This window comes from Chroococcidiopsis sp. CCALA 051, assembly GCF_003015105.1.
Taxonomy (GTDB): Bacteria; Cyanobacteriota; Cyanobacteriia; order Cyanobacteriales; family Chroococcidiopsidaceae; genus Chroococcidiopsis; species Chroococcidiopsis thermalis.
Genome location: NZ_PYCI01000175.1, coordinates 1 through 12099, shown reverse-complemented (window position 1 = coordinate 12099; position 12099 = coordinate 1). Strand labels below are relative to the sequence as shown.

16 protein-coding genes and 2 tRNA genes are annotated in these 12099 nt (G+C 43.1%); 8 read left to right on the top strand and 10 right to left on the bottom strand.

Annotated features, from left to right (window positions below; all coding sequences use genetic code 11):
* Positions 1-292: 292 nt before the first annotated feature.
* Complete coding sequence (locus C7Y66_RS27625; protein WP_106548033.1) at positions 293-1804, top strand: hypothetical protein; 1512 nt, start codon at positions 293-295, stop codon at positions 1802-1804.
* Between the two features lie 47 nt (positions 1805-1851).
* Here C7Y66_RS27625 and C7Y66_RS27620 read toward each other — a convergent pair whose 3' ends face one another.
* Both C7Y66_RS27620 and C7Y66_RS27615 read right to left on the bottom strand, forming a co-directional pair.
* Positions 1852-3093, bottom strand: coding sequence for a glycosyltransferase family 4 protein (locus tag C7Y66_RS27620; RefSeq protein ID WP_106548032.1), 1242 nt, complete (start codon positions 3091-3093; stop codon positions 1852-1854).
* Between the two features lie 15 nt (positions 3094-3108).
* Positions 3109-3906 carry an ABC transporter ATP-binding protein gene (locus tag C7Y66_RS27615; protein WP_106548031.1) on the bottom strand — a complete coding sequence of 266 codons (798 nt, stop codon included), beginning with the start codon at positions 3904-3906 and terminating at the stop codon, positions 3109-3111.
* Between the two features lie 256 nt (positions 3907-4162).
* Between C7Y66_RS27615 and msrB the strand changes: the two genes are divergently transcribed.
* Positions 4163-4657, top strand: coding sequence for a peptide-methionine (R)-S-oxide reductase MsrB (msrB, locus tag C7Y66_RS27610; protein ID WP_106548030.1), 495 nt, complete (start codon positions 4163-4165; stop codon positions 4655-4657).
* A gap of 114 nt (positions 4658-4771) precedes the next feature.
* On the opposite strand, the gene C7Y66_RS27605 is transcribed toward msrB, so the two are convergent.
* Both C7Y66_RS27605 and C7Y66_RS27600 read right to left on the bottom strand, forming a co-directional pair.
* Positions 4772-5347 carry a DUF981 family protein gene (locus tag C7Y66_RS27605; RefSeq protein WP_106548029.1) on the bottom strand — a complete coding sequence of 192 codons (576 nt, stop codon included), beginning with the start codon at positions 5345-5347 and terminating at the stop codon, positions 4772-4774.
* Positions 5348-5537: 190 nt separating this feature from the next.
* Positions 5538-5969, bottom strand: a complete 432-nt coding sequence (locus tag C7Y66_RS27600) for a NirD/YgiW/YdeI family stress tolerance protein (protein ID WP_106548028.1) — start codon at positions 5967-5969, stop codon at positions 5538-5540.
* A 313-nt stretch (positions 5970-6282) separates the two neighbouring features.
* Here C7Y66_RS27600 and C7Y66_RS27595 point away from each other — a divergent pair, with 313 nt between their 5' ends.
* From C7Y66_RS27595 to C7Y66_RS27585, 3 genes are all read left to right on the top strand, one after another.
* Positions 6283-6660 carry a hypothetical protein gene (locus C7Y66_RS27595; RefSeq protein WP_106548027.1) on the top strand — a complete coding sequence of 126 codons (378 nt, stop codon included), beginning with the start codon at positions 6283-6285 and terminating at the stop codon, positions 6658-6660.
* 136 nt (positions 6661-6796) lie between these two features.
* Positions 6797-7669 carry an S-methyl-5'-thioadenosine phosphorylase gene (locus tag C7Y66_RS27590; RefSeq protein ID WP_106548026.1) on the top strand — a complete coding sequence of 291 codons (873 nt, stop codon included), beginning with the start codon at positions 6797-6799 and terminating at the stop codon, positions 7667-7669.
* Between the two features lie 7 nt (positions 7670-7676).
* Entirely contained in the window at positions 7677-7925 is a 249-nt protein-coding gene (locus C7Y66_RS27585) for a hypothetical protein (RefSeq protein ID WP_015156445.1), read from the top strand.
* Between the two features lie 16 nt (positions 7926-7941).
* On the opposite strand, the gene C7Y66_RS27580 is transcribed toward C7Y66_RS27585, so the two are convergent.
* From C7Y66_RS27580 to C7Y66_RS27575, 3 genes are all read right to left on the bottom strand, one after another.
* Positions 7942-9117, bottom strand: a complete 1176-nt coding sequence (locus C7Y66_RS27580; RefSeq protein WP_106548025.1) for an AAA family ATPase — start codon at positions 9115-9117, stop codon at positions 7942-7944.
* Positions 9118-9312: 195 nt separating this feature from the next.
* Positions 9313-9378: transfer RNA gene (locus tag C7Y66_RS31445), tRNA-Asn, on the bottom strand.
* 12 nt (positions 9379-9390) lie between these two features.
* Positions 9391-9464: transfer RNA gene (locus C7Y66_RS27575), tRNA-Phe, on the bottom strand.
* A gap of 146 nt (positions 9465-9610) precedes the next feature.
* Here C7Y66_RS27575 and C7Y66_RS33160 point away from each other — a divergent pair.
* Both C7Y66_RS33160 and C7Y66_RS27565 read left to right on the top strand, forming a co-directional pair.
* Complete coding sequence (locus tag C7Y66_RS33160; protein ID WP_255410077.1) at positions 9611-9736, top strand: hypothetical protein; 126 nt, start codon at positions 9611-9613, stop codon at positions 9734-9736.
* Positions 9737-9962: 226 nt separating this feature from the next.
* On the top strand, positions 9963-10154 hold the full coding sequence (locus tag C7Y66_RS27565; RefSeq protein WP_146149896.1) for a hypothetical protein: 192 nt from the start codon (positions 9963-9965) through the stop codon (positions 10152-10154).
* Positions 10155-10211: 57 nt separating this feature from the next.
* Here the strand turns inward: C7Y66_RS27565 and C7Y66_RS27560 are convergent, their stop codons facing one another.
* The 3 genes from C7Y66_RS27560 to C7Y66_RS30705 form a co-directional block, all read right to left on the bottom strand.
* The gene (locus tag C7Y66_RS27560; protein WP_106168901.1) at positions 10212-10601 is read right to left on the bottom strand and encodes an alr0857 family protein; all 390 of its coding nucleotides are present in this window, start codon (positions 10599-10601) and stop codon (positions 10212-10214) included.
* Positions 10595-11137, bottom strand: coding sequence for an HNH endonuclease (locus C7Y66_RS27555; protein WP_106548022.1), 543 nt, complete (start codon positions 11135-11137; stop codon positions 10595-10597). The genes C7Y66_RS27560 and C7Y66_RS27555 overlap by 7 nt, the downstream gene beginning before the upstream one ends.
* Positions 11138-11255: 118 nt before the next feature.
* Entirely contained in the window at positions 11256-11519 is a 264-nt protein-coding gene (locus tag C7Y66_RS30705; protein ID WP_146149895.1) for a hypothetical protein, read from the bottom strand.
* A gap of 97 nt (positions 11520-11616) precedes the next feature.
* On the opposite strand from C7Y66_RS30705, the gene C7Y66_RS27550 reads away from it, so the two are divergent.
* A complete protein-coding gene (locus C7Y66_RS27550; protein ID WP_041463407.1) occupies positions 11617-11952 on the top strand; it encodes a hypothetical protein in 336 nt (111 codons plus the stop codon).
* Positions 11953-12099: the final 147 nt, after the last annotated feature.

Here is a 12099-nt window from a genome sequence, read left to right as displayed (position 1 = left end):
GATCCCCCCTAGCCCCCCTTAAAAAGGGGGGAACAAAAGCCCCCCCGCCAACGCCACGAACAAAAGTCTGCTTCTGACAGTATGAACAAAAGCCCCCTTCCGACGGTGTGAACAAATCGCCCTCCTACCAACGCCACGAACAAAAGCCCCCCTTAAAAAGGGGGTTGGGGGGATCTCTTTCGCCGTAGTCGAAAATTCAAAAGGCACGATGATAGATGCGATCGCAAATTCTCGCTCCTAGCAGTAGAATCTACTGTATGCCGATACTACTAACTTAAATTTCTGCCTACGCTTGCCACAAAATCTTAGATTTAGAAGAAATCAGGAAGATTTACGCGATCGCAGCTCTAGTTATGGCTGGTATCGCATTCTGCCAGTAATTTGCATTGCCAGCTTTTTCTTCTACCTGCAAGCCCGTTACTTACATTTAGCGGCGTTTCCGTTTACTGACGAAGGAGTTTATGCAGAAGCGGGTCGATTGATGTTGGAAGGACTCGCCCCCCACAAAGATTTTCCGCTTTGGCATCTGCCGTTGTTACCCCTATATAGTGGCATCGTCTTGAAATTAACCGGAAATATGTATTGGGTACGGTTGTTATTTCTTGCTTTAAATTGCTTTGCCGTCGTTCCCTTTTATTTAACTTGTAAAAAGTTACGAGATAATTCTTCAGCCGCCATTCTTGCCATTTTATTTTACCTGACATTTCACGAACTGATGTTTCAGGATTTTCGATTTCTGGCAATTAGACAAATGGCAAACAATTTTCTAATTGTATTCTTTTATTTAGGAGTCTGTCAAAAGCAGTGGAAATGGACACCAATAACGCAAGCTTTCTTGTTTGGATCGTCCGTGTTACTATTTTTGCCTAATTTATTAAATTTTTCTTTTCTGGCTTTGGCTATGAGCTACTCTGAAAAGTCAAGAGTACAGCGATCGCGAGAATTAAAAAAATATTTTTTACTCGGTGTTCTAGCAATATTTATCTTATTTGTCTATTTTGTGTTTGTTCCTCGCAGTCTTGACCAAGTTATATTCGGACAAATAAACCGCGAAGCAACTGGAAGATTCGAGCGGTTATTTGTTTTTTTACAAGCTAAAAAAGATATCTATTTATATCTACTTGGTTGCAGCGGACTGATCTATAGTGCTATCTGGCAAAGAAAATTAAGATTTTATGCTTTAGCATTTCTTGGCTTAGTCGTAACTAGCACCTTTCTTTCTTCAAACTTCTTTCCTCACTATATGTCAGGTGCTGCACCAGCATTTGCTTTTGGTATGTTTGGGTTAGGAATAGGAATTTATCAATTTTGCCAGCGTCTTCCTCTAAGTGCGATCGCTGCAAATTTTGTTGCGTTAATTATTTATATCTTACTCTTTTTGTATCAATTTTCAACGACGTTTCCCTCGTTGTACGAGCAATGGGCAAATAATCAGAATCCCAGTTACTATCAAACAGTTGCAGCACTTGCCAAAACGCCCGAACCACTCCTAACTATGGAACCTATCTTTGCTGTTGAAGCAGGAAAAAAGCTGGTCAGAACTCCAATTGAAATCTATTTTCGCGCCCCAGGAATTGATTTTCCTAATCCAGATGTTGCAAATAAGTTTAGTCAACAAGATTTTCAAGCTATGGCGACTGAAGCCTGCACGATCTTTTTAGAAGGCAAGGGCGAACAAGTTTTTCCGATTGAGTTACAAAAACAATGGCGAGCAGAATTTCAGACTTTTCAGAAAACTCGCTGGGGAACCATTTTGTTAACGAATAGTCTTGGTTGTAATCAGTTGTCAGTTAAAGGGTTTTAAGATGAGATCGCGCAAAGGCGCTAAGACGCAAAAGGGTTAGCTTGTGGTTACTTTGAATTTTGTTTCTTGGTTGTTAGTAATTGCTGATAAATATTGTTGTGTGCTTTGGCGATCGCAGACCAAGTAAAGCGATCGCTCAATGTACTGGCTGTAGCACTGAGGCGATCGCATTTCGCTCGATCTGGAATGAGTTTGAGCAAAGCCTCGGTTAGTGCTGTGTCATTGCGAGTAGGTATGAGTTCCAGCAGATTTTCAGCTAATAAATCGGGATCTGGTGGAGTGCTGCGAGTAGCAATTACAGGCAAACCATGCGCCATTAAAGCCAGTAAGGAGCCGCTTTTGAGCGTCACGCCATGATTGAAGGGTAACACGCCCAGATCGGCTCCAGAGAGGTAGTGAGAAGCTGTTTCACCACTTACGTAACCCGTCATGGAAACGCGATCGCTCAGATGGAGTTCCTTGACTAATAGTTGCAGCCGATCCCAATAAGATTTCGCTGCTTCTGCCTGTAAAGCTAAACTTTCTACACCTCCCAGTAATAACAATCGCGCCTGGGGCTGTTGAGTCACAACTTGCCTAAATGCCGATAATAAATACTCGATGCCTTTAACAGGATGCAGAAAGCCAAAAAAGACGACTACAAAACTATCTGACAACCAAGCAAATTGCTGTCGTAGCTGCTGTCGCGCCTGTTGGCGATCGATCGGAACTACTGTAATATTTGCGGCGATCGCAATTCGGTGCAAGCGATCGGTAGAATTTGGCATTCGTTTGAGGATGACACTTTCTGCTTCGGCGTTAGTCGTAATAATGGCATCGCTTCGCGTGAGTAAAAAACCATCTTCTCGATCCCACCATCCCCGCTGTTGTCCCCACATTTTCAGCCATTCCAAAAACTGAGGTGGAATTCCTTTTGGTTGCCATTCCCACCAACCATACTCATGCACGGTTGTGACAATTGGTTTTCGGTAACCAAAAACTCGTAATAGGAGTGGTAGGAGAAAAATCGGGCGTTGAAAGCGGTATGTCCCGGCTGCGTGTTGAATGTGAAGCAGATCGGCAGCAGTAGATTTGACAGCACGGACTAGAGATAATATTTGAGACAATCCCCAATCTGTCACGACTCCCTTAACATTAGGGTCGTCGATCGCTGTTGCCGCAGCCTGAGTTGTGAGTACGATCGAATTCACCCCCTGTTTTGCCAGTGCTTGTCTCAAGTAAGCAGTATAGTGGGCAGTACCACAGCGATCGGGTTGATATGTACCTGCAATAATAGCGATGGTAGTCATTAGCAACAATTTTATTTATAATTTATTTCCCTTGCCCTTACGTCCTATTGGTACGCACATTGGTGTTCCCAAAACTGGATCGGCAACAATACGACACTCCAGCTCGAAAACCTCTTGGATCGTATCTTCAGTCATCACTAGCTTTGGCGATCCAGCGGCAAAAATTCGACCATCTTTGACAGCTACTAAATAATCGGCATAACGGCACGCCTGATTTAAGTCATGCAACACCATCACGATTGTCCGTCCCTGGTGGTTTAACTCATACAACAAATCTAAAACTTCTATCTGGTGGGCTAAATCGAGAAAAGTCGTCGGTTCGTCCAAAAGTAAAATCTCCGTGTCTTGCGCCAAAGCCATTGCAATCCAAGCTCGCTGTCGTTGTCCGCCTGATAAAGTGTCTAGCGATCGCTCTGCCAGCTCTATCAAATCTGTAATCAAGAGTGCCTGTTGAACGATCTTCTCATCCTGTACCGACCACTGTTGCAACCAGTTTTGATAGGGATAACGCCCTTGTGCTACTAAATCCCGTACTGTTAACCCTTCTGGTGCGACTGGAGCTTGAGGTAAAATTCCTAACTGTTGGGCGACTTCTTTGGTAGAAAGCTGCAAAATCGAAGTGCTATTGAGATAGACCGCACCACCACGAGGTTTGAGTAATCTTGCCAGTCCCCTTAATAACGTCGATTTACCACAACCATTTGCACCAACTAAAGCAGTAATTTGTCCTGTCGGGATTGCCAAATTCAAGTCATGGATAATCGGCGTACCGTCGTAAGCTAAAGAGAGATTTTTGGTTGACAATCCTTTCATAAGCTCGATCTCTGACGATGACGAATTAACAAATAGAGAAGATAGGAATGCGTAGTCCCAGCCTTAATGGTTCGGAATTTGAGTTGTAATTGCGAACTATTGACAATAATTCTACAGATAAACGATCGGAGGAAGTCAGAAGTCAATGATTTTTAGCTGGCTTTAATTTTCATCTCAGCCGGAACTCAGAGTTTTTGCTTAGCGTGTATGAGGTGCGATCGCGCTTATACAAATCATCGGTCAGAATATATAAATGATGAAAAAACGAGATTTTTTACACGCTAGTGCAGCAGTAGTTGGCATGGCGCTGTTATCGCGTTATCTACCTTGGAGATCGGACGATATGGCAACGGCAAATAATGAATTTGAGATCGAAAAAACTGAGGCAGAGTGGCGCAAAACATTAACACCAGAACAGTTTCGCGTCCTGCGTCAACACGGAACCGAACGGGCAAGGACTAGTCCCTTAGATAAGCAATATGGCAAAGGTACATATGTCTGTGCTGGTTGCGGCTTACCACTATTTACCTCGGAGACTAAATTCGACAGCGGTACTGGCTGGCCCAGCTTTTTTACTCCGATTGAAGGTGCGATCGCGACATCTGTAGATAAGTCACTGTTTATGACCAGAGTTGAAGTCCATTGTCGTCGCTGTGGCGGGCATTTGGGTCATGTCTTCGAGGATGGTCCCAAACCGACTGGCAAGCGTTATTGCATGAATGGTGTGGCAATGAACTTTACTTCTGGCTGATAGAACAGCTATGTATGCGCAGGGGCGGGTTTATCTAAAATATCTATCAGAGTCAAAGCTGTTGGAAAAACCCGCCCGTACAAAATTCGTGTCTGTCTCAATGGCGATCGCAGTCTACCGCATTGGTGCTGGAACCCACTGCTGAAAGCTATCTAAGTGACTCCAATAAGCCATGTATCCGGTCAGCGCCCAAATTAATGCAGCGGCAATTAATCCGACTGCTCCAACGATGCGCCACAAACGATTATTTTTAAAGTACCAGAGTGTTGGTGCGGCACAAACTCCAGCTAATCCCGTCAAAATGAAGCCGATGCCTGAGAGGATAGGTTGTTTCGTCAATCCTAAATTTATCAGGCGTACGCCTACTAAGATTGCGACTAGCCCAGCAAAGAAACCATAAATCGCTAGAGTCATTAACTCCCAGCCTTTTGCCAAGCTGATAGACGTACCAATAAATAGGATGCCAAACAGAACGCTCGTTTCACCAAATGCAATATTGAAACTGCCTCTGACAGTCCAGGTTAATGTCATGTGCAATCCAGTGGTAAGTGCGATCGCGCCCGTAATTCCAAACCCAGGAATCCATTTGCTTTGGTAGGGATCGTCCAAGCCAGCATAGACATAGTACGCCAGTAAAAACAACCCAGCGACCATGTTAATCAACATTAACGTAATGTAATCTATAAACACAAATAAACCTCATCAACCATAAAGTAGATTTTCCGAAATCTAGCCTGAGAGTCTTGAAGCTATATAACAACAGTTCAATTCTAAATTTAAAACTCTATATCAAAACTGGGGTGCAAACTATAACTGCACCCCTTATTATTTGCTCTTTTATTTCTCCTGCCAATCGCTCTAGTTTTACAGCAGTACCACTTTACGGTTTTACTGGCTGAGCAGCGGCAGGCAGACGTTCGGGCTTTGGCTTGCCTGCCCAAGGCGGCGGACCCTCAGCAGGGCGAATTTCAATCGTGGAACCATTAGCACGAGTGATAGAAAAGGCATCAAACTCGCCACTTTTTTTGCCGAGCTCGCCTCTTACACTGACTTCTTCCCCTGGTTTGAGATTAATTTCTCGCCACCAACGGGGACCAGCATCGACAATAATTTCTCCCGAACCATCTCTAAGAGTGAAATCGTTACCAACAACGCTGACGACTTCGCCAGAAATGACTGTACCTCTGGCACGTTGTTGTAGATCGCCAATTCTAGTTGTACTTTGCGCTTGGGCAAAGCTAGGCAACATAGGAATGGCGATCGCGCCCATAACTGCTGTTAAGGCTAAACTCAAGAATGCTCCATGCTTCATAGTTGTTTGCCTCCAATATTTTGCTTCTAGTTTTCAGTATAAAAATGATGCAAATATGACAACAAGAAGTCGGAAATTAGGAGTCAGCAGTCAAAAACTATGACGTGACTTCATAAAATAGCTAAGCTAGATTGCATTTTTTAGTTTTTGAGCTATTAAAGATTGCTGACGAATCTAACTCAAATTACATCTTGAGATAGAGATATTCAATTCTTATATTTGACACAAACTCTCCAAAAGGTAGATCCATCTAGCTAAAGGAAAGTTTTAGCATCGATCCCAACAATAAAGAAATCTATTGGGAGAAAAATTCATGAGTGAAGCAAGATCTAAAGAAAAAGTTACCCGTAATGACGAGATGGATACCTCAACAGCAGATCGGGGCATCATTCCAGCAGAGGTAGCAGCTCGTATGGATCGTGAAGGTGAAGATTATCGGGAAACAGCTGAAGAGCAAGCGGGTGCTGAAAGCCTTAATGTTACAGGTGGTGCTACTGTAGACCAAGAGGGTTTAGCCAATAACTATGCAGTTGAACCCGAAATGTATTACGAAACTCCAGGCGATCGCACCGCTATTAAAGAGGCAGAAGCAGCCGAACGCCAGCAAACAGTTGAAGAACTGAATGAAGACGAACAAGGCAAGCTGACTGAAGAAGGCGACCAACGCCACAAAGGACCGGGAATCATTTAATCCTACAAATATTGGAGACAGCTAAATACTCCAGAGGTCAGCCGCTTGACAATCTTGCAAATTGATTGAAGCGGTTTTTTGTTGCTTATTTGCCTTAGAATAATCTGACGTTGCGGCATTGCGTGGAGCGAAAATCGTGGCAGAGGCAAAAATTGGCATCATTGGAGGCAGTGGACTCTACAAAATGGAAGCACTTCAGGATGTAGAAGAGTTGCAAGTTGATACGCCTTTTGGTGCGCCCTCAGATGCATTAATTGTGGGAACCATAGAAGGAACGCGGGTAGCCTTTCTCGCCCGTCACGGTCGCAATCATACGCTTTTACCTTCAGAATTACCTTTTCGTGCCAATATATACGCTATGAAACAGTTAGGCGTAGAATACATCATCTCTGCGTCTGCTGTTGGTTCTTTGAAGGAGGAAGCAAAACCTTTAGATATGGTCGTACCCGATCAATTTATCGATCGCACGAAAAATCGCATCTCGACTTTTTTTGGTGAGGGAATAGTTGCCCATATTGCTTTCGCCGATCCGGTATGCGATCGACTAGCAGGCATTTTAGCTGAGGCGATCGCCAGTCTCAATCTCTCAGATGTTACCCTACATCGTGGCGGAACTTACGTTTGCATGGAGGGTTCAGCCTTTTCTACCAAAGCAGAATCTCACCTTTACCGCAGTTGGGGTGCAACGGTTATCGGTATGACCAACTTACCAGAGGCAAAGTTAGCCAGAGAAGCAGAAATTGCCTACGCTACCCTAGCCTTAGTAACAGACTATGACTGCTGGCATCCAGACCACGATAGCGTTACCGTCGAGATGGTAATTGCTAACCTGCAACGTAATGCCAAGAATGCTCAAATGGTAATTCAAGAAACGGTACGGCGCTTGAGTAAAAATCCTCCTGCCTCAGAAGCGCACTCCGCTTTAAAGTATGCTATTCTTACACCCCTAAATAAAGTGCCTGTGGCAACTCAAAAAAAGTTGGGACTGTTGTTGAAGAAATATCTATGAAATTGATATGAAAGAGCAATTTCTCAAATGGATAAATCTTGCCCTAGTAGCAGATTTCTTTCTCGTCCTCTTTGCTTTCTTCTGGCTGGCGATCGCAGTTGCTGGTCACGTCTTGCATTTACCTTTGGGTTTAGACTTATGGTATAAGCTGTGGCAACCTGTTTTTACTCCCGCGATCGGTATTCTCATGGCTGGAACGATTATTAGCGGGTTGGCGAGTTGGGTAACAAAGCGGCTCAACTCTCAGCAAAATTGAGCCAAATGTAAATAAATTACACGAATTGGTGCGCGAACTCGCACATCAAATCTATCCTGCCTTTGCGTAACATCGCCGGATCTAATCTTTCTGTCGTATTACAGGTCATTAACACGACTAACTTTTGTTGCTCCTGAATGCCCGATTCATCAATGACACTTTGATATAACGTGCCATCGAGTAAGCTGAGAATCCGCTCGGTTTTATAATTTGATTGTGCGATTTCTGTAGAGCGATCGGGAGCTAAGTTATCAGCCTCGTTAATAATGATGCAAACTCGTTCTAAGTAACTCGGCGGAACAAAATTCTCTACAGCCGCGTGGTCGAGGATAAAAATAATATATCCCAGTGGGGCGAGAATTTCTTTTGCTACTGCTTGCGCCCATACCGTTTTACCCGTACCAGGATTGCCATAAACTAATACAGCCAATTGATTTTGGGTAAAAACTTTCTCTTGAACGGCATCAGTAAAACTTTGTACGTCAGCCGGAAAAGAATTAATAGCAAACTGACTGTGAACTTGTCCGATCCGACTTTGGTAGCCACTTAACATCACGGCAAGATCGTAAGTGACTTTGTTTACCAATGGTGCGAGTTTCTTTGCCATTATAGTATAACGGCGATCGCGCTCCATACTATACAAAGGATCGATTCTCAGCCAAATTTCATGTTCCGACCAATACGCAAAAATACTACCAATACTTTTGAGTTTATTCCATTCAACAAATTTTTCTGGTGGGTAATAGAAATATTTTCCAGTACTGTACTGCGTAATTAGATCTGGACGACCTAAAAAACTTAAGAGTCTAAAAATAGTAATCTCTTCTAGTTTTAACAGAACTTGTTCAATCGGAATTAAATCGCGTGTCACCGACTTAACAACAGGTGTCTCAATTGATAAACTATCTCTATATCGATTATCGGGCGTAATTGGTTCGGGCGTGATGAAGTTCCAGAACTCATCAATTTCTTCTCGCGTAGTTTCGTAGAATAAGTTTAAAAAATTTGCCCACCAAGCATAGTTTTCTCGACCGAGTGCATCAGCAATATAGCTGACTACATTCATAGCTTTATGAGATACTTCCCACGGATTATTCGACCAAGTTTCCCAAAGATAATTTAGGTCGATGTCTCTATTTAGGGGTTGCCATCCAGCGCCTATTAAGTTAGGTTCTTTTTGCTTTTTGTACATATTTTTGTGTCATCGATCGCTAAAATATATCTAAACTTGCTGAATCCAGTTTAGTCTTGCTTTCCAAGCAATATAGTTATTGAAAAATGAATTTAATTGCTTCTTTGCTATACTGTTTCTTACTAACAGCATAAATATTTTTGCCATATATCGTTTGTTTTGAATTTTAACTTTTAACTTTTGACTTTCGCCAAATGGGGACAATAGGACTCGAACCTACAACCCCCGCGTTAACAGCGCGTCGCTCTACCATTGAGCTATAAGGCAACGCAACCCCCTAGGTTGGAATCGAACCAACGCTCTCCTGTTCTTCACACAGGTGCTACTACCAACTGAGCTACCAGGGGATGACGAGAGTGGGGGAATCGAACCCATAAATCCACAAAATAGGTAATAATATTCAATTTTTAAGGTTCAAAAAAAGAATTTTTAACTATTATAAATACCTCGATTTTCTAAATAATAAACTTGTTGAATATGACGCATAATTTCGATGGCTTTTGCTTTTGCGCGGCGAGAATTTTTATTTTGGGCTGATTCTAATGCCGTGCGATCGCAATTAGAATCAGATTTATCGCATGGGAAGTCTGAAGGCTTTTCACCTCGATTAATTATGTGAATGTAAAACATTATTGTTTCGGGATTAGATTTGTCTCTCGACTCACCACATTTATACTACAGAATATACTACAAAAATGTCAAGAGGTTGGAGAAACTTTTTTTGAAATTGGCTGTAGCTCTTGTAGAAAATGGGTTTAGGCGTATTACATAATTGTATTATAGATGGGTATTACTGATAGTTTATTTATCCAGGTGCGATCGCACGACCGAAGATAGGTATGCGCGTGTCCGTAACAGCTGTGATTTTGTGTCGCGCATCAGCCGTAGGCGTTAGCGATAGCGAAGGCGAAGCCGTTAGCGTAGCGTTAGCCGCAAAGACGCAAAGTGGTTCCTCACAAGATAGACGCAAAGAAGAACACCAATTACCCATTACCAATTACCCATTACCAATTACCAGTAATAGGACGCACAAATAAATTCATGCGCCCTAAACAGACATTCTTTTGACTTTTAACTTTTAACTTTTGACTTGCTTAGCGATCGCTCATTGCAGCACTCATTTGAGATTCTTGCCACAAATGAAATAACAATAACTCGATCGCGTAAGACAAAGATGTGACAAACACGCCTGCGGCATTCTCAGCATCGGATGCTAACCAAAATCCTTGCAAGCAGATTTCTACATATTCTGCGTCGCACTTTTCTAATGCAACTTCATCTGTCCCATATCGTTCGATCGCGGTTGCGAGTGAATTCAACTGTGGTAAATCCCCAGGTAATAGAAATGAAGCTGTGCTAGGTTCTATGCAAATGGATTCGCCTACGCGCAGGGCGAATATGGCTCGCATTGCAACCCACTCTTCTAAGGATTGAGTCAAATGCTCTAAGTGAAAACCAGTTTCAGTGTAATTCAATTTCAGCATGAGATAGAGTTTCCTCCTATGTCTGGCGGGAGATGCTCCGAGCGCCAGAATTTTTCGGCAAAAGCAACTGTTGGATGAATCGGTGCTTTGGGTTTAGAGTGCAGTAACATTCCTGCCTGGTGTGGGGTGCGATCGCTTTTATACTGGTTGCATTGTTCGCAAGCTGCCACAACGTTATTCCACGTATGTAATCCACCCTTAGATAGAGGAATGACGTGATCGATTGTCAAGCGCTTGTTATTACCGCAATATTGACAAGCGTAATTGTCTCTGCGTAACACTTCCCTGCGATTCACAGGGGGAATCTTCCAAATTCGTTCCGTACTGGTAAACGTGAGACGAATATAGGAGGGAACAGCCATGACTAAATTGGGCGATCGCACAAATAATTCTGTCTCTTGCCCAAAATCAAGTGCTTCAGCTTTACCCAGAATCAACAGCGCGATCGCACGCTTGACGTTGATGCGACTGATGGGTAAGTAATTTTGCGAAAACACGACTACAGGTTGCTCTAACACTTGATTGGCGCTAATCACAGCTGTACTCCTCCTATAAAAAATGTTGTATTGAGAAATCTCTAGGTAGAAAACACCAAATAAAAACCCCCGTTTCTACTTAATTCAGAAGCGGGGGCTGAAATTCCTGTAAGTGGTTTTATCCTGATGACGGTACAGTTTTATACCTGTACCTCCCGCTATCTAGTTGTGTTAGTGGTTCTGACGAATGCAGCCCAATGCTTCCATAGCCAAAATTATCGTTAATTCTTGCGGATTGTGCTTGACTGAGGCGATCGCCTAGCCGCCAAAATCTGGCTGCACCACCCATAAACAAAGACTCCACCGCCATAGCTACTGATTCCCAACTGCCGAGACAGTTGGCGCAAGCCAGTAGAGGAGAGATGAAGCCTAAAGATTTCACTGAAGTTACACCTAATGCAGAGAGTTATTTAATCCTTACTTTAAAGATACTACACTTGTATTACTGAGTTGTCTAGATCTTTTAAGGAGAATTCATGATGCATACACTCACTCGCATTCCTACAACAGACATGGAAGTTACTAGCATCCGTCTAGAGAGGGAATTAAAAGAAAAATTAAAAGAGATATCCGGTAACCAAGGATATCAAGCTTTGATCCGAGATATTCTGTGGAATTACGTACAGCAAAAATCAGGTGATTGGAAACCGAAATTTTCTCGCGCTGATATCCGCGCTAGTATTCCAGCGACAGCACAAACAGAGGAACGCTGCGTTTTGACGGGACAAACGATCCAACCACAAGAGGCTATGATGTTAGGATTTACCAGCAACGGTGACTTAGTACCCTTGAGTATGGAAAGTTTGGCAGGATAAAAAGGGAGCAGGGAGCAGGGAGTAGGGGCTAAGGAAAGTCAAAAGTCAAAAGCTAAAAGTCAAAATAAATTATTTCTTTGTCCTCCTTGTCTCCCTTGTCTCCCTTGTCTCCCGTGTCTCCCGTGTCTCCCGTGTCCCCCGTGTCCC

Bases quoted from the DNA above. Each gene is read 5' to 3' on its own strand.
- C7Y66_RS27580 (WP_106548025.1), bottom strand. From the start codon at position 9,117: ATGTACAAAAAGCAAAAAGAACCTAACTTAATAGGCGCTGGATGGCAA.
- C7Y66_RS27620 (WP_106548032.1), bottom strand. From the start codon at position 3,093: ATGACTACCATCGCTATTATTGCAGGTACATATCAACCCGATCGCTGT.
- C7Y66_RS27560 (WP_106168901.1), bottom strand. From the start codon at position 10,601: ATGCTGAAATTGAATTACACTGAAACTGGTTTTCACTTAGAGCATTTG.
- C7Y66_RS33160 (WP_255410077.1), top strand. From the start codon at position 9,611: ATGGCTTTTGCTTTTGCGCGGCGAGAATTTTTATTTTGGGCTGATTCT.
- C7Y66_RS27615 (WP_106548031.1), bottom strand. From the start codon at position 3,906: ATGAAAGGATTGTCAACCAAAAATCTCTCTTTAGCTTACGACGGTACG.
- msrB (WP_106548030.1), top strand. From the start codon at position 4,163: ATGAAAAAACGAGATTTTTTACACGCTAGTGCAGCAGTAGTTGGCATG.
- C7Y66_RS27600 (WP_106548028.1), bottom strand. From the start codon at position 5,969: ATGAAGCATGGAGCATTCTTGAGTTTAGCCTTAACAGCAGTTATGGGC.
- C7Y66_RS27585 (WP_015156445.1), top strand. From the start codon at position 7,677: ATGAAAGAGCAATTTCTCAAATGGATAAATCTTGCCCTAGTAGCAGAT.
- C7Y66_RS27550 (WP_041463407.1), top strand. From the start codon at position 11,617: ATGCATACACTCACTCGCATTCCTACAACAGACATGGAAGTTACTAGC.
- C7Y66_RS27595 (WP_106548027.1), top strand. From the start codon at position 6,283: ATGAGTGAAGCAAGATCTAAAGAAAAAGTTACCCGTAATGACGAGATG.